Source organism: Candidatus Pelagisphaera phototrophica, assembly GCF_014529625.1.
Lineage (GTDB): Bacteria > Verrucomicrobiota > Verrucomicrobiia > Opitutales > Opitutaceae > Pelagisphaera > Pelagisphaera phototrophica.
On record NZ_CP076039.1, the window covers coordinates 1075776 to 1093107 of the forward strand.

General features: G+C 50.6%; 15 protein-coding genes. 12 read left to right on the forward strand and 3 right to left on the reverse strand.

Annotation, left to right across the window (positions count from 1 at the left end; translation table 11 throughout):
* Nucleotides 1-185: 185 nt before the first annotated feature.
* The 10 genes from GA004_RS04740 to GA004_RS04785 all read left to right on the forward strand — a co-directional run bounded on the left by GA004_RS04740 (nt 186) and on the right by GA004_RS04785 (nt 11473).
* Entirely contained in the window at nt 186-2636 is a 2451-nt protein-coding gene (locus tag GA004_RS04740) for a TonB-dependent receptor domain-containing protein (RefSeq protein WP_283396155.1), read from the forward strand.
* Between the two features lie 244 nt (nt 2637-2880).
* Nucleotides 2881-3108 carry a hypothetical protein gene (locus GA004_RS04745; protein WP_283396156.1) on the forward strand — a complete coding sequence of 76 codons (228 nt, stop codon included), beginning with the start codon at nt 2881-2883 and terminating at the stop codon, nt 3106-3108.
* Between the two features lie 583 nt (nt 3109-3691).
* Nucleotides 3692-5044, forward strand: a complete 1353-nt coding sequence (locus GA004_RS04750) for a PQQ-like beta-propeller repeat protein (protein WP_283396157.1) — start codon at nt 3692-3694, stop codon at nt 5042-5044.
* A 61-nt stretch (nt 5045-5105) separates the two neighbouring features.
* Nucleotides 5106-5486: a DUF7133 domain-containing protein gene (locus GA004_RS04755; RefSeq protein WP_283396158.1), complete on the forward strand. Its 381-nt coding sequence runs from the start codon at nt 5106-5108 to the stop codon at nt 5484-5486.
* Nucleotides 5483-7072, forward strand: coding sequence for a N,N-dimethylformamidase beta subunit family domain-containing protein (locus GA004_RS04760; RefSeq protein ID WP_283396159.1), 1590 nt, complete (start codon nt 5483-5485; stop codon nt 7070-7072). The genes GA004_RS04755 and GA004_RS04760 overlap by 4 nt, the downstream gene beginning before the upstream one ends.
* Nucleotides 7073-7209: 137 nt before the next feature.
* Nucleotides 7210-7419 carry a twin-arginine translocation signal domain-containing protein gene (locus GA004_RS04765; RefSeq protein ID WP_283396160.1) on the forward strand — a complete coding sequence of 70 codons (210 nt, stop codon included), beginning with the start codon at nt 7210-7212 and terminating at the stop codon, nt 7417-7419.
* A gap of 337 nt (nt 7420-7756) precedes the next feature.
* Nucleotides 7757-9046, forward strand: coding sequence for a Gfo/Idh/MocA family protein (locus tag GA004_RS04770; protein ID WP_283396161.1), 1290 nt, complete (start codon nt 7757-7759; stop codon nt 9044-9046).
* Nucleotides 9047-9261: 215 nt separating this feature from the next.
* Nucleotides 9262-9492 (forward strand): hypothetical protein, encoded by a 231-nt coding sequence (locus GA004_RS04775; RefSeq protein ID WP_283396162.1) that lies wholly within the window; start codon nt 9262-9264, stop codon nt 9490-9492.
* A gap of 69 nt (nt 9493-9561) precedes the next feature.
* Nucleotides 9562-9747, forward strand: a complete 186-nt coding sequence (locus GA004_RS04780) for a hypothetical protein (RefSeq protein ID WP_283396163.1) — start codon at nt 9562-9564, stop codon at nt 9745-9747.
* Between the two features lie 202 nt (nt 9748-9949).
* Nucleotides 9950-11473 (forward strand): DUF3604 domain-containing protein, encoded by a 1524-nt coding sequence (locus tag GA004_RS04785; RefSeq protein WP_283396164.1) that lies wholly within the window; start codon nt 9950-9952, stop codon nt 11471-11473.
* Between the two features lie 520 nt (nt 11474-11993).
* Here GA004_RS04785 and GA004_RS04790 read toward each other — a convergent pair.
* Together GA004_RS04790 and GA004_RS04795 are read right to left on the reverse strand one after the other, a co-directional pair.
* The gene (locus GA004_RS04790) at nt 11994-12584 is read right to left on the reverse strand and encodes a hypothetical protein (RefSeq protein WP_283396165.1); all 591 of its coding nucleotides are present in this window, start codon (nt 12582-12584) and stop codon (nt 11994-11996) included.
* A 143-nt stretch (nt 12585-12727) separates the two neighbouring features.
* Nucleotides 12728-14302, reverse strand: a complete 1575-nt coding sequence (locus tag GA004_RS04795; protein WP_283396166.1) for a sulfatase family protein — start codon at nt 14300-14302, stop codon at nt 12728-12730.
* A gap of 319 nt (nt 14303-14621) precedes the next feature.
* Here GA004_RS04795 and GA004_RS04800 point away from each other — a divergent pair, with 319 nt between their 5' ends.
* Nucleotides 14622-14954 (forward strand): MATE family efflux transporter, encoded by a 333-nt coding sequence (locus GA004_RS04800; protein ID WP_283396167.1) that lies wholly within the window; start codon nt 14622-14624, stop codon nt 14952-14954.
* 208 nt (nt 14955-15162) lie between these two features.
* Nucleotides 15163-16584, forward strand: coding sequence for a hypothetical protein (locus tag GA004_RS04805; protein WP_283396168.1), 1422 nt, complete (start codon nt 15163-15165; stop codon nt 16582-16584).
* Between the two features lie 111 nt (nt 16585-16695).
* Here the strand turns inward: GA004_RS04805 and GA004_RS04810 are convergent, their stop codons facing one another.
* Nucleotides 16696-17331, reverse strand: a complete 636-nt coding sequence (locus GA004_RS04810) for a methyltransferase domain-containing protein (RefSeq protein WP_283396169.1) — start codon at nt 17329-17331, stop codon at nt 16696-16698.
* Nucleotide 17332 lies beyond the last annotated feature (1 nt).

Here is a 17332-nt window from a genome sequence, read left to right on the forward strand (position 1 = left end):
CGGCGGAAGTCAGCCGTTCGTGGATGGTTGCTTGTGCGTCGCACTCGGTGATCCAGTTCCCATTCAGCGATGTTGCGTCCCTCAACGACCGGAGCGTTTCTTGCGTCTCTGTCCAATCCCCTTGATCCGAAGGGTATCTTAGTAGAACTTGTTTTATCCAATTCGTTTTGAACCTGTAACTACTTTTGATTTCTCCTGAACTCATTTTCTATCGTCACCTATTTCGATTAAGCGGATTGGTACTGGTCGCGGCTGTATCAACGATTCCCTTGAGTGGAAAGGGGAATGATGACGAGGAACGCAGTGATGCAATTGTGAGTGAGAAAGACGCGGTGGACCTGGTCGATGATTCGAGCGTTCGGGAGGCACTCAGTCGACGTCCGGATTTGTCTTTCGTCAATATTACCATTGATGGGGAAGATTCGCGTCGTTCGCTGGATAGCATATCGGCTGACTCGGTGACGTCAGTCGAGGTGATGAAGGCTGTGACACCAGACCAGGATGCCGACTCGCGTGGTGGTTCGATCAGTCTAAAGACACGTCCAGCGTACGAGCAAAAATCGATTTCGACAAAGATTGGCCTTGAGAGCAAATACGGCTCAATGGACGGACATTGGGGTCGCGAAGCGGAATTGTCTATCGGGGGGCCTATCAACAAAAAAAGAACCTTGGGAGGGCGTTTGTCGTTTCGGATCGATAATGATCACGATGATGTACAGTACAGTCTCAAGGACTGGTTTCGACGCAGAGTGGATGGCGAATCTCAAATTGTTTTAAAGGAGATGCGGCTTTACGATCTCAATGAGTGGATCGATGAAAAGGAAGCGAGCGCGGCACTGGACATGAAGGTGAGTGAGTCGTTGCGCTTTTTTTGGCGGGGAAGCTATCAAAATCTGGAAGACCTTGAAAATCGGCCGCATTTCAAGTACCGGTTTAACCAGGGAGTTTATACGTCAATTGACAGCGAGGGGGGCAATGTCGAGGGTGCTGAGATCGAACGCGGGTATCACGCCTACGGTTCTGATCTCGAATTACTCGAAACTTCGCTTGGAGGCGAGTGGACACAGGGCAACTGGGAAGGGGATTTCAAATACACCTACCAAGACGAAAACGTAACCCCGTTTGGGCACTCGAATTTCGATTTCGTGATGTCGGATGTGGACCTTCGATACGACTTGGAGAAATCCCGGTTCCCCCGGGTTGAGATTGAAAACGAACGGGTGTTTGAGGATCTCGAGCGTTACGAATTCGAAGACGTTTCCCTTCGACAGCGGTCGATGAACGAGTCAGATGCGATTATCTCGGCAAATTTGAAGAGAATGAACATTCTCGGGAATGAGAACCTGAGTATCCGTTTGGGGGGGAAGAGTCGGGAGCGGGATAGCTCAGTTGATTATGATTCCAAATACTACGATACGTATTCCGGTCCCGACGTGTTCACACTCGAAAGCGTCCGATCCCAGGATGCTGGAGTTGTGTTTCTAGATGGGCGTTACACATTGGATACCGTTATCGATGGGCAGAAAGTTAATGCGTTCTTGCGGGAGAATATCGACTCTTTCCGATACGATGAGCGCCGTTCGCGCGAGCGTTCCGATCCAAGCACTTATCAAGTGGACGAGCGGGTAGACGCGATGTACGGCATGTTGGATTTCGAAGTGGGTAAATGGCGGGGCATTCTCGGCTTGCGCCAAGAGGAGACCTCGATTTCATTCCGCAGCAACGAAGTGCGTTTGGGTCCGGATACTTTAGACAAAGACTCGGATGGGAATTTTGAGGAAACGGTTTACTTAGGTACGACACCGACGGAAGGGGCGACTCAGTATGACGATCTGTTTTCGAATGCGCATTTTCGATACAAGTGGAATGAGCGAACGACCTTTATAGCTTCCTATACGAACACGATTGATCGTCCTCAGTACGCGGAGGTCGTTCCCTACCGCCATGTGCGGCTAGAAGACCGGGAGGTCGAGGAAGGCAACCCGGAATTGAGTCCTACGCTCTACGAGAATTTCGACGTTTCGATGGATGTTAGAGTGGGCGACTCAGGACTGGTTTCCGTGGAGCTTTTCGATCGGTCGATCGAAGACTATATTTTCATTCGAGAATCGTTCGTTGTGGGTGGAGTGTACGACGGATTTGAGTTGCAGCGGCAGGAAAATGGTTCGGACGGCAGTGCTCGAGGGGTGTCTCTTACCTGGACTCAACCGATTTCGATAGCAATTCTCCCCGATGGGTTGTCGGTGAATGTCAACTACGAGGCTCTTGACACGGAAATCGATTACCCTTCCCGTCCTGGAGAATCGCTGCCGCTAACGCGTAGTCCTGATTCGGATTTGAAGGTTGCGTTGAAATATGAAAATAAAAAGCTCTTCGCCCAATTGAAATGGGACCATGAAACAGAGAGTATCTATCGAGTCGCAAACAGCCCCGAGAAAGACCGCTATGTCGGCCCCAACGGGGGCTTCGATGCATCGTTGAGCTACAAATTGCAGCCGAAAACGCGACTTTACATGGAGTGGCGAAATATAACCAACGAACCGGTGTTTGATTACTACGAAGGAGACCCATCTCGTTCCCGCTACTACCGTATTAGACCATGGACGCTTAACACGGGCGTTAAGTTCGAACTTTAAGGGAGCTTAAGGAAGTCGATCGAAAATTCAATTGTCCCGTTCTCAGCGGCCAGTTGAAATGAAATTGCCGTTATTGAATCAAAACCTCAATTACACCCTTGATCGTTGACCCTGTTTCCCCCCTCCTTTGGGTTCAATAGGTAAAGGGTGACTTATCGATGCGACACACGCTTTGGGGGTGCGAGTCCGCTATGACGATATCTCCAATATAGGGCGTTATATTACCAACGTAAGAGAGTGCCTTTTGGCTACGAGGTTGGATGAGGTTGAAAAACTCGCTATCGGGTATTTCCACGAAGCCCAGATTGTATGGACGGGAGCGTTTGGAACGAGTATTGGAATCAGTGGGGCTACTATGATTTTGGATTCGATAGCGGACTTGCTGGTAATTCGGGATCTGCGGACGACTTTCTCTTATGCCCCAAAATTCAATGTTACTTATTCGTTCAACGAATCGACCGAATTGTATTAGAAAACGGGTGACGGAATTCATAGCAATGACGCTCGTGGATCGACTATATCGGTCGATCCCATCGAGGTATCTCCTATTGAATTGGTTGATCCACTGGCTGGATCAGTGGGAAACGAAGTGGGTGTGATCTACGATTGGAATGACAAACTGAATACCTCTGTACCTCTTTGGGGTTTGGACCTAGGCTCCAGACTCCTTTACGTGGGAGATGTTGGTAACACGGAAACCTCTCGGCCGAGCGCTTCCCTCACTTGAGCAAGACGTTGTTCAGGCCACCGAAACTTTGGGACCACAAAGTCCAGCTCATTATAGGCATCTACCTCGGAATCAATTAATTGTGAGATTACCAATCAGTAGACGCTCTGTGAAAAACCAGTCAAGACTGGGGCAAAATGGCTAGTAGATGTGTCGCCTCGCTCGGCAGACCCCCCGACATCGTCCCCTTCTTCACCGACCGACCAGGGTAAGCTCGACATCAACTGCTATTCCTATCTCGCAACTCTGAGGGGCGAACTTGTATTGTGTTCCTTCCCATCTTAGTCATTGTGTGAAAGTTTCCGAACGATTCCTTGGATAATCTCTTATGAATTACCTCAAAATCATAGTCGCCCTCGGTTTATTCGCGAGCTTGCCCCTTTCCACGTTCGCTGATTGGCCCGCGTGGCGTGGCCCTAACGGAAATGGGATTGGTTTCGCTGAAGATTTGCCGGTCGAATGGACCGTTGATTCCAACGTTTCCTGGAAGGTGAAGCTGCCCGCTTGGAGCGGGGCTTCTCCGATCGTCGTCGGGGATAAGGTATTTGTAGTCTCGCCATCTGAGCAGGAAGCGGCGCCTTCAGCGGAACCCGCTCCGGCTGGAAGAGGGCGACGCCCCGCTCCGCCTCCGGGAATGGGGCCGGGCGGCCAGGAGATTGTCTTGTTCTGCCTTTCCAAGAGGGACGGCTCTATTCAGTGGCAAAGCAAATTGGACGAGGGCAACAAGATCGAGTTCAAGCAGAATATGAGTTCGCCATCGCCTGTATCGGATGGAGAAACCATTTGGGTCGTGACGGGAAATGGGGTCGTTTCAGCTGTGGATATGAAGGGCAAATTGCTTTGGAAGTACGACATTCAGGAATCGCATTGGAAGTTGGGATTGCTGGCAGGGTATGCGTCGTCGCCGGCCCTGTACGAGGATAAGCTCATCATCCAGGTATTGCACGGCATGCGAACGGACGATCCGTCCTACCTTCTGGCCTTGGATAAGAAGACCGGGAAGGAGCGTTGGTACGTAGAGCGTGAAACCGACGCGGTCCACGAATCGCCGGACGCCTACACGACGCCCGCGCTTTCCAAGACCAAGGACGGTATCCAATTAATTATAACGGGTGGAGACTATGTGACCGGTCACGATCCCGATACGGGTAGAGAGATTTGGAGAGCTGGGGGCCTCAACCCCCAAAAAGCGCGCAACTACCGTATTGTCCCTTCACCGGTAGCTTATGATGGCATGATTTACGCGCCCACTCGGAAAAAACCTCTACTGGCCTTGCGGGCAGGCGGAAAGGGCGATGTCACAGAAAGCCATCTGGTTTGGAAATACGAAAAGCCGGCCGGTAGTCCGGATGTGCCTACACCCATCTGCGATGGGAAATACTTTTATATGGTCGAGGACTTCGGACAAGTGACTTGTCTTGATGCCAAAACGGGTGATGTCATTTGGGGACCTGAGACCACGGGTTTAGGACGCGTCAGTTCATCCCCGGTGCTGGCGGATGAAAAAATCTATATTACGGCTGAAGATTCGGAAATTGCGGTAGTGCAAGCAGGACCTGAGTTTAAACTGTTGGGAAAGAGCGAACTCGATGGAAGTTTTACTTTGTCTACGCCCGCAGTTTCCGGAAACCAGCTCTTCATCAGAACCGGTGAATATTTGTACAGTATCTCCAAGAGGTAAGCTGTCTCCGAATATCTATTTATATTGTTTGCCCCGTTCTGTTCTGTTAAACTTCAAACCAATGAAGCCCGACCTCATTCGCTTATCCTCTAGTTGGGCTCTGTGCGTGGGCGTATTTTCTTGGCTCGCCGCAGGTGCTGAAAACCAGGCTTTTCCGCCGCATACCTTCACCTTGCCAGATGGCTACGAGCTGGAGCTTGCCGCGGCTCCCGGGCTCGTCGAGCGGCCGATGCATATGTATTTCGATGACGAGGGGGCCCTTTACGTCACGGATAGTTCCGGGGACAGTCGGCCTGCGCCGCTTCAGCTCGCGGAACCGAGCCATCGTATTCTGCGTCTCGTCGATAAGGACGGCGATGGCGTCTTCGCTTCTCTGCGTCGTGGGCACAAAGAACGTTATTATATTTTAGAGAATACAAAGTTAATTCCGATCACAGTATGAACGAACCCTATCACGCTAAGAACGGCCTTCATCGTCGCGATCTCATCAAAGGCGTTACCGCCGCCAGTCTAGGTCTTGCCACTGGTTCAATGGGGATCCCTGAGTTGCTAGGTCAGGCGCCTGTATCCAATTCCTCAAAACGAAATCTAATCCAGATCGAAAATGCCAAACCCGGCACACGCGACTGGCTGCTCACGAACACGTTCACCGATCCCTTGAAGCGTAGAAGCGGCATTGGCAGCGGACGTAGCACGTATATCGAAGGCTACTGCTCAGCCAATAGCGTGCGGGCGGGCGAGAAATTGCAGATCATGGTAAGCACGGATCCGGAAACCGCGTTCAAATTGGAGATCTTTCGGACCGGTTACTACAACGGAGATGGCGCTCGACTGGTGAAACGTTTTGACGCGCTCAAAGGCGTCCCTCAACCGGTACCACCAATTGGCGAGAACTACATTCACGAATGTAGCTGGAAACCCTCGGTTGAATTTACTATTCCCGACGATTGGTTGAGCGGCGTTTATCTGGGAAAACTGACTGGAGAGTACACGGGAACGCAGAGCTACGTCATTTTCATCGTGCGCGATGACCGACCCTGCGATCTGCTGTTTCAATGCAGTGACCTGACCTGGTCTGCCTATAATAGGTGGCCGACTGATTTCTCCATTTATTCCAGGCATGAAGGGCGTTCCAGCACTAGCGTGCCCAGCGGATCGGTGAGCTTCGATCGGCCTTATGCCTTGTTCACTCACCCGGTCAATAAGATCAAGGCGTCCGTGGGTTCCGGCGAATACTTGCCTTGGGAATTTCCCTTGGCTTTTTGGCTGGAGCAGCACGGTTACGATGTCTCCTACATTTCCAATGTCGACACGCATGCCGACCCGAAGGGCTTGCTGCGTACGAAGGGATTTATCTCGGTTGGGCACGACGAGTACTGGTCATTGCAGATGTACGACAATGTACTCAAGGCACGTGACGAAGGAGTTAGCCTAGCGTTTCTGAGCGCCAATGCCGTTCTTTGTGTCGTACCGATGCTGCCTGCTTCAGACGGTACGCCCAATCGCGCGATACGTCGGGAAGGTTGGTTCTTTCCGCCGGAATATGGGAGCGGTGACGCCAGGCGAAATGTCAATCAGGAAGGCTTCGAACCCGTCATGGGGCCGGATGGCGCTTTATTGATGGGGAACCGGACGACTCCCCCGGTCATGGGGGCTGGCGATTGGAGCTGCGCCAAACCGGAGCATTGGCTCTTTGAAGGGACCGGGATGAAGAAAGGAGACTCGATCGAAGGTATCGTTGGCTGGGAGTGGCATGGCGCCCCGATGATGGACCTGCCCGGAATGCAGATCGTAGCCGAAGGCGAAACTTCGATGAACGGCAAAAATCCAGGCCATTACACCGCCACAATCTACGACGGCCCGAAGGGCAACGTGGTCTTCAACGCCGCCACGATCTGGTGGGCCAACGGCTTGTCCAGCCCGCCCGGACACAAAACCCCGGTCAGACATGGCGTCGCTCAACAAGGCTCGGACGAGCGCGTCCAGAAAATCACCCACAACCTATTTCAACGTATAATAAAACCTTAAACGTGATCTCAGTATTCCCCCGACTGCGTGTCAATTTATCCGAAATAATCTAAAAACCACGCCGCCTTGCTGCGTAGCTACGTCGAGACTTCGGCGTGGAATCTTATTGAACTCGTCAAAATTATCCCAAAAACCACATGAACGAATCCCAGAACCCTCAGCGCGGCCTTCATCGTCGCGATCTCATCAAAGGCGCGACTGCGGCCAGTTTAAGCCTTGCAGCGGGCTCGATAGGGATCCCTGAATCCCTTGGGCAATCATCCGTATCCAGTTCATCGCGACAAAACCTGTTCCGAATCGGGATGTGGGACCCGACGATCGCCCGAATGTCCTCTTTGTTATTGTAGGCGATTTGAATGTGGTGCTGGGTTCATACCTTGACTCCGCCCGTCATCCGCATTATACTAACGCTAAATCGCTAAATTGAGGTGCAATTTTATTGAGATCTCTTAAATTTCTAAACAGTTTTAATACGAAGACATCATGTTATCTCTTTCGAACAAATATTTCGAAGTTTTCTCGTTTCTAAATTTGGTAGCGGCCGATCTTCGAGCGGCCGCTGATCCCGCTAAGCGGAATTCAGACATCGCCTCGTCGGTGGCTATTAAAAAATAATGGCCGCTCGGAGTTCGGCTGCACCCAAAGAAAAGTTCGGGACTTAACCCGATAATCGTTATCCTAATCATGAATAAAAAAATAAATCGCCGTAACTTCATAAAAACAACCGCCACTGCCGCTATCGGCATGCCGACCCTGATACCGGCCAGCGCACTCGGCAAAAATGGGGCCGTGGCTCCCAGCAACCGAATTATAGTGGGGGGCATTGGTTTAGGCCCGCGCGGACGAAAGGTCCTTGCGGGATTCTTCGCTCAGAAGGACTGTCAATTCGTCGCCATTGCCGATGTTCAAAAAGAGCGTCGCGAAATCATCAAACGTTTAGCGGACCGCGAATACGGGAATACGGATTGTGCCACCTACGACGACATGTCCGGAGTCTTGGGGCGCGATGACATCGATTCGGTTATCATCGCTACCGGCGACCGCTGGCATACTACGGCCTCCATCACCGCCGCCCGCGCAGGCAAGGATATCTATTGCGAGAAGCCTTGCGCCATGAATATCATGGAATGCCAGCAACTGGATGACACGGTTCGGAAACATAAGCGCGTCTTCCAAGCGGGAACGCAACGGCGAAGCGTGCCCAATTTCAAGCTGGCAGTCGATCTTGCCCGCAGCGGCAAATTGGGGCAGGTGACGTCCGTTCATGCGGGTATTTTGGAGTTACAGCAATACTTGGAGCCTTTGCCGGCCGAACCAGAGCCGGACCCTTCGGATGTTAATTGGGACAAGTGGCTCGGCCCGTCGCCGTGGATGGACTTTAACGCTGCCTATTGCAGAGGTCGCTGGCGCAATCACGCGGGATTGTATGCGGCATGGAGATTGCCTGAGTGGGGGTCCCATACAATTGACGTCTGCCAGTGGGCGGCCGATGCCGATGGAACGACTCCTATTGAATACGAGCCGGTATCGGATGGTGAGATAGTCGCGAAGTATTCGAATGGCGTCAAACTGGTGATGCGCCTTTCCGGTTTTGAAGGGGAAGGCGTATGGCAGGAAGGACTCGGTACTTGCCCTGTTCGTTTCGAAGGTGATGAAGGCTGGGTAGAAGCAGGGGATGCGAAGGCAATCGTAACCAGTAATCCCAAGATGCTAAAAAACAAAACCTACGACCAGCTCAACGGCACGGATCCAGTGTTGCATGCTCGCAACTTCCTTGATTGCGTTAAGACTCGGGAGGACCCGATTTGCAACTCGACGGCGGTTCGCTACGGACACATGGCCTGCTTCGCGGCGGCCATTAGTTGGAAGTTGGGACGCAAGGTCACCTTCGATCCAAAGAAGGAACGCTTCATCGGAGATACGGAAGCCAATCGCATGCGCACCTACAAACGCCGCAAACGGTATAAGATATAGTAATTGTTAATAGGATACGACCTCGGTCGCGGGTTGCAGGATGACCAGTATTCGTAGGAGAAGACGGGAGGAGGCATCATGTAGCTACCACTTCCTGACATGAGCCTGTCGAATGGGTCGGGGCGTATCTTGTTGATTTAAAATCTTATCGCTTTTACCATACGCTCATTCCTTTTGGTAAGTAGTATTACAATTTGTGAATACTAAGAACTTATATGAGAAACTACTTCCTCCTTACGCTTCTGGTTGTATTCGCATTCATTGCTATCGGTAACGCCGCTGCCAGTGAAGCAGAGCCGATGAACGTCGTGTTCATTCAAGCCGATGATCTCGGCTGGAGCGATACCGAGCTTGATGGAAGCTTTACGCTCTCTACGCCGGCCGTATCTGGAAATAAACTCTTCATCAGAACTGGCGAATACTTGTACAGTATCTCCAAGGGATAAACTGGAAATTGTATGTCAAAAATGCTTCATTAACCACGGAAAGAGAATCCAGAAACCCAAATCACCAATATGGACGCATCAGAATTTAAAGTCTCCGAATCCCTCGCCGCCACCGGCGGTTCGAAGGAGCTCACAGACCGCGAAAAACACCTCATCGGTCTAGCCGTCGTATTAACCCGCGGTTGTGAACACAAAAGAGGCATTGCAAAATCTAGAGGCGGTCTCTGTAGAGATTCCGGATCAATTCTGGAATGATCTGGAGCCATTGGTTATGGATATGTCGGATTCGAGATTCATTGTAGAAATCAAAGATGTAATCGAATAAAAATGCTAAAACTCCAGTTTTTGGCTAAAAGTCTATGAGCATCAACTGGTTAGGTTTATTATTATTACGTTTTTCTCTATCGCTTTCCATAAGCGGTTGATCAATAGGGTCTTTTGAAAACACTTTCCCGCTATGAATCCCTTTTCCGATTTAAGTCTTCTCTTTGGAGACATGCACAACCATTGCGGCATCTCTTATGCCCATGGATCTTTGGAAGATGCTTTAAGCAACGCTCGTGAGCAGCTCGATTTTGTGAGCATTACCGGCCATGCACATTGGCCTGATATGCCGGAGCCGAGCGATGACATTCAGTACATTATTGATTTCCATAAGGAGGGTTTCGCCAAGCTAAAGGCCGGTTGGCCAAAGATGATGGAAACATTGAGGCAGTTTAACGATGAGGGAAACTTCGTTGTCTTTCCAGGCTTTGAAGTTCACTTCGGCACCTGTGGCGATCGCAATATGCTTTACAAAGATTTGGAGGGAGAGATATTGTATCCAAAAAATTTGGAAGAATTGCACAATCAACTGCGTGCGTTGCGAGAGCAGGGTAGGGATGCCATTGCTCAGCCGCACCACCTTGGCTATCTCAAAGGCACGCGTGGCATCGATTGGAACAGCTTCAGTCCCGAGTTTGCTCCCTTTGTTGAAATGCTTTCGATGCACGGCTGCTCTGAATCGTCGGAGAATATTAAGCCGTTCTTGCATTCCATGGGGCCAAGCGATTGGCAGAGTACAATTCATTATGGTTTGAAGCAAGGGCATGTATTTGGATTTTCAGGCGGTACGGATCATCATAGCGCCCATCCTGGCAGCTACGGGCATGGAATGACTGGGCTTTGGGCGGAGTCGGGCAATCGCGAAGATGTCTGGGACGCATTGTTGAAGCGTCGTATGTTCGCTTTGACCGGCGACCGAATGGATTTGCAGTTCGCGGTGAACGGCCTGCCTATGGGATCAGAGATTGCGGCGTCTAAAAAGAGACGTATCGAATTTTTCCTACAAGCCGGCGGGGCTATCGACTGCGTAGACATCTTGCGCGATGGCGAATTGGTGAAGCGTTTTTCACAGTATGAAATGGAACCCACTGGCGAAACCAATGACGATCTTGTTCATACGAAGATCTACTTGGAGCTGGGGTGGGGTGCCCGTCACAAAACCTGTAATTGGGAGGTTGAGTTGGGATTGACGGATGGCGAAATCAAATCGGTGGAGCCGCGCTTCCGCGGACGTGAAGTGGTATCGCCCGTGGAAGCGAAGGACACGGGTAGCTACTACATCAGTAAGGTGCTGGAGACAGGAGATCAGTCCGTTCGATTTGAAACCGTCACGAGCGGCAATCCGAATAATTCAACCAATCTGTCACAAGGGGTGTGTTTAGAAGTGAGTATGCCGCGAGACGCAACCGTTTGGGCAAACCTCAATGGCAAGCGGGTTGAGTGGCCGTTGACCGCATTGATGGAGGGAGCTCGCTCGGGAGTAATGAAGGACATCGACTCCCCTGCTTGGCGTTTCAATCGCGCGCCCTCGCCGAATCAGTGGAAATGGTCCGGGGAATGGGAGGACAGTGAAGGGGAAGGCAGCTCCTACTATATGCGTGTGCGACAGCGCAACGATCAGTGGGCGTGGTGCTCACCGGTATTTTTAAACCGCTAGTTGGATTTTCAAGTTACGTGACTGCAGACTTCTCAACCTTGATTTTCTCAAATCCCGTTTTAGAGTTTAACCACAAAAAGCACAAGAAATACAGAATGAGCAGCTTACGTTATCTTCTAATTAATTTGATCGTTCGCCCTGTCGTTCAACTGCCCTATTTTTTGTGACTCATGTGTTTTTTTGTGGTTAAGATAAATTTTTTTTTTATATTAAAAAATAAATCTGAAGTGTAAATAAATATTGGGTACGAAAACTTCAGCTGATGCACAAAAGTGGGAACTCGCCAAAGTCCTAAAACGGTCATTATATAAAATAGCCGAACACGCACAATGAAAGGCAGTTCACGCAAAACGGGTGCAAGCACCAACATTTACCGCCGGCATTTTGTGAGGAATCTTGCCAAAACCCTGGGTGCATTGACCCTATTGCCACTGTTGAACCTGAATGCTGCTGGGGCTCGTAGTCCTTGGATTTCTAGAATCTAATTGCAGTCGGAATTCAGAATCCGACATTGATAAAGCTACCCTTGACCAAGTGGCCTCAGAGGCTCGTTGACACTCTCCATCTCCTCAGGAGTAGGGAAGTGCTGCTGCAAGTCGTCCAACATCTCTCTAAGAGGCTTTCGGATTACATCACGAAAGGCCTTGTCCATGATCTGTCGATTTCCTCCCGGAGGGGGAGTGTCTCTCTGATTGTAAGTTCCTAGTGTATTCAATTGTCCGTACTTTGAGAGCTTTGCGCTGATAACCGCAACTAAATCACCGGAATTGTCTTGCTCGAATCGAAAGGCATGGATTTCCAGCAGTGGGCCTGGCCCCGGATCATCTCGCTCTTCTAAGATACGAATTTCGATCGGAAGTTGATAAGCGTAGAGTAGTTTGGTTAGCACCACTCTGAAGTCTTCGCGGCGATTCTTTTCCATGGAATTCGCCACATCGGGCATGTTTACCTGATAGATTGGGCTCGCTCTGTGCTCGAATTGCACGAACAGAGTCTCGGACTTATCCAGAAAAATATATTGGTCGGTGTCCTGTGGCCCCATACTCGCGCATCCCGCAAGCAGAAAGACTAAGAATAGGAGGATCAGATGACTTGGATGAATACCTTTCATTTCAATTAAGAATCCAGCCTATTTTTCTGCGATCCAGATATTGCGGAAGTGGCTGGGATTTCCATGGGCTTGGAGATCGGGGGTTCCTTTGGGGATAATAACCGGATAGTGCCGCTAGCAACAGGAAATAAGTCAATGGGCTATTACCTGTTTTGGGCTCCCTGAGGTTGGTCCCAGAGACGGTAGGGGTCTCCCCATTTTATCATTTCGCTGAGCAGAAGGGCTTCCATTTCTTCTCGTTTGGTGGCGTAGGCTGGGTTTTCGGCGAGATTTACTTGGTGACGCTTCGGTTTGAATCCGGTCATAGCCACCACGGCACGATCGTGGTGCTGAATTAGAAATTCGTTGGGATTGTCCTTCAAATTGAATAGCTGGGTTTCCTGGATGTACCCATCAAGCACATCGTACTTGATCAGTTTCCAGTCTCCCTTTTTGACTGATCGCATTCCCGGTTTAGAGCCTCCGTTGTAGACTCCGTAGAGAACATCGCGAACCGTGTTTCTTTTCCCCATGAGAACGGGCTTAAAACTAATACCATCGAATGTACTTGGCTTTTCAATACTCGCCAGATCACAGAAAGTGGGTAGCAGGTCCATGAGGTAGGTGTTCCCTTGAGCGCGGCTGCCCGCTTTGATTCCTGGTCCTCGAATGATCATAGGTACCCGCCAGGTGTGCTCGTAGAGATTCTGTTTTCCCATCAATCCGTGCCGACCCACCGCGATGCCGTGATCAGCAGAGTAAAAGATGTAGGTGTTTTCCAACTCGCCCATTGCCTCGAGTTTGTCGAGCACTCTGCCTACCTGCCGATCGATATTCTCGATACAGGCGTATTCTCGGCCCAGCTCGTTTCTAATGGTTGCTTCATCTCTCTTGAGCAAAACTCCCTGGACGGCGACCTCGTCGCGAAGTCCTGGATGACCATGATGGAAAGGGTGAGCGGGAAGGTAGTTCTCCTGGAGCGGGGGGGCTTGGGGATTGGGAGAAGTCGGAATGTCTGTATTATCAGCCCCGTATTTATCGAGCAGGTCAGGCTTCCCATGTCTAGGGTCGTGCGGATGAGTGAAGCCAAAGAATAGGAGGAAGGGGTCTTCCTTTGTCCCCTTCTCTCTCTCCTTCAGGTAGTTCATGACTTGCTCCCCGTGCCACCAACTTCCAGTCTCGTCTTCGGGGCCGTAGTTGGTTTGGTCGTTGCGTCCCAAGTACAATCGATTGGCCCCCTCGTAGGTATTGCCAATTTTGCAGGTGCGATAGGTGTCGTAGCCGGCCCGAAAGAAGAGAGCAGGCATACTTTCGTAGTCCGGATCGTTGGGAGTGAGCTCCGCGAGCAATGTCCTTGGCTGGTGCACGTAGGTTTTCGGATTCATGCGTGGGTAGCGCTTGGCGATTTCTTGCGTCCGCCACACATTGATTGACGTCTGTACCATGGTGCGGGAAGGCAGGCATACGGCACCTACCCAGGAACCCATATGATGGGCGCTATCTAGAACCATTCCTTCACGGGCGAGGCGATCTAGATTGGGGGTCTGGCAAACTTCATTCCCATAGGCGTTCATCGTAAGTGGCGATTGGTCGTCGACAAAAATGAAAAGAATGTTTGGTTTCGACGCGCTCGCCACATGGGGACGGTCTTGTGAGATTGCGGATTCTGTAAAGAGAATGCCGGCGAGAATTAGAATGCTGGCTTGGCGGAAAACGGAAGAGGGTAATAGAGGTTTCATGGAGGTTTTACTGGGGAGTGACTTCAAGGTTAGTGTTTAGACGATATATACCGAGCAGCGATAGCGTACTGCGAGAATTCCTTAAAGTACGAACCAAAAGGGCTGAGGCATGACCCTTACATCCTTGGTTGGTAAAAGGGTGCCCTGCTGCGATTGCAGCTCGGGGCTTCGCGATCGTAAGCGGTGGGCAATACGTAAGGAGCTATGGGACACTTTTATAGAGTCTGGCCTATTGACTGGTTAGGAGTGAAATTGGGACAAGACTCTTTAGTGGGCGAATCTAAAGCTACTGAAACTTTTAAGTCGTCGCTAGTCCAAAATGAACCCGTTGTCCCAATTGTATGAAACCACTTACCGTGCGATCGCGGGCAGGGTTTGGCCGATTGTCGTGGCACTATTGGCCCTCTATTTGGTGGTTCGGATTTTGAAGCAGGGACATCCGAATGAGGATGTCTTTTGGTCGTGGCCACGGATCTTGGATCTAACGCAGCTCACACGCATGTTTGTGGTCAATGGTAACATCATGATCCGCACCTTCTGTCTCCTTATCGGCTTCGGATGGTTTATCCAGCAAGGGGCTCGTTTGGGTGAGGTGACTTTGGCGGCTAATCATATCCTACTTCAGTTCGTGTCCTTTAGCGCATTTTTTTAGATGGTGGAAGTAGGTTGCGGCAGAGATCGTTTCTGGTGAGCGATTTTAAAGTCGTTTTCAAATACCCAAGCCCAGTGATCTGGGTTTGTTAGCGTCTGCTCAATAGGTTTGAATTTTACTGTATGGCAAAGAGTTATTGCATCCTACGCTTAAGGGTTGAAAATCGAGATTGTACGGAAACGCTTTTTAACTCAATCATTAGCAAATCATGAAACGACGTGACTTTGTCAGATTCGTATCAGCTGGAGCCCTTAGTACCCGTATCCTGGGTACTTCTTCACTAACCGGAACGCGTCATTCTGGAGCAATGGATCGTTTCGGTGGTTGGACCGGAAAGAAGTTCAAGGCGACCGGCTTTTTTCGCGTAGAGAAGGATGAGCGGTGGTGGTTGGTTTCTCCCGAAGGCAATGCCTTTCTCAGCTGGGGGATCAATCACTTGTACCCGGACTTGTTCAAGCAAGAATACAATACGCTGGCTTGGCAGAAGAAACTGGGAATTGAGAATTTAGATGGGCCGGCATTCAATGCCGCTTTGAGAACATGGTTTCTAGGACTGCGGGAAAAAATGGGATTTAATACGGTGGGCGTGCACAATGTGCTTAGTATCGTCAACCAGCCTAAGCCGGCAATGCCCTACATGCAGCCGATTCACTTTGTCGAAATCCCTCACTGGAGAACCGAGATACCAGATAGCAACTTCAGGGACATTTTTTCTTCAGACTTTGAGGGTCATTGTGACGGTATGGCCAAGAAAATTGCTGTGCCGATTATGGATGACCCCTTTCTGTTGGGCTATTCCATGACGGACTGCCCGCTGTTTACCGAGGAAGACTTGCGGGAGCGGCCCGATACCATTGGTGGTGCCCGCCGTCCGTCACGAATCGGTTGGCCGAGGAGACTCAGGAATTTAGGGAGCTCGGCTGCGGGGAAGGAGGCCTACGTTGATACGATGCAGGAAATTTACCGCGGTCGCATCAAAGATTTCAATACGACCTATGGTACCAAGTTCAAGTCCTTCGATGCCTTGGCGGGTGCTGAGAATTGGCGGCCAGATACACGTCTGTCCAATGCCAATGAGACGCGCGATAATATCGTATTCCTAAAACGCGTGGTGGGCAGATACTATGAAGTGACTCGCAACGCGATACGCCGGTACGACCCCAACCACATGTTTGTAGGCGACAAGCTCCATGCCAATACGGATTCGCTAGACACGGTACTTCCCGTCACCAGCAAATACACGGATATCATATTTTACCAGATGTACGCACGGTACGAGGTCCAGAAGCCGGGACTGGATCGTTGGACCGAGAAGGTAGACAAGCCCTTTATTAATGGTGACTCGGCCTTCACCATGACGACGGATACGATGCCTAGACCTTATGGTCCGATTGCTGATGACTTAGCCCAGCGGGCTGAGTGGACGGAAGAGTTTTTCCGCAATGCGTTCGCTCGCCCGGAGTTCGTGGGCTGGCACTATTGCGGTTTGATTGACGCCTCGCTGCTTGTTCCGAGAAAATGGAGTCGACAGCATTCCGGTTTACTTGATGGATACGGAAATCCCTATCCAGCCCTGGAGAAAGTTCTCAAGACTTGTTCGAGCGAAATCTATTCGATCGCTCAAGCTTGATGAGAATAGGGAAATTCCCGGTAGACGATTCGAGAGGATTTATTGGACAGTCTCTCAGATCGATCCACTACCTTGTCGCAACCGTGTCTGTGACAGTACTTCCAGATGCGATTACAACGAGCTTTGGCGTTTTAGAATCGCAACGTGGCGATCGACGAACTTGCCGGGTGTTGGCAGTTCTCGGGACATCTCGTTGGCTTCGGTAACCACGAGCTCGCCTCCCTGTTCCTTTATGACTTCAAGCGCTTGTTGATGTTCGCGGTCGAAGTAACTCGTGATGATGAGCCGACCGTTTGGGGAGAGCTTCTCTAGGGCTTTGTGGTATATCTTTTCCCAATCGCTTTTACCGTTCCACAAATTCTGGTGGCGGACGAAGACGACGTCGAACTCGCTGGGCAGTTGTTGGTGGTCGTGAAGCTGGGTGGCGTCGCCTCGAAGGAATTCAAATTCTGCATTCGGATTTCCTCTGAATCGGGCGGCGGCATCCGCGATTTCTCGGGCTCGAATATCAAGACCAACGAATTTCAGTTTTCTGTTGTTGGCAGTTTCCTTACTAAACCGCCCGAAAAAATTCGCTAGGGTACCCGCTTCGTTGCACGCTCCACAGGCCAAATTCAGCAGCTGCATATCGCCGCCACTCGCGAGGTAGCGGCTTAGCGCTTCGTCTGACTTGGTAACCCTTGACAGCATCTCATCGAGACGCTGCATATCTTCTGCGAGATATTGCTGATTCGTAGAGCGATCCATA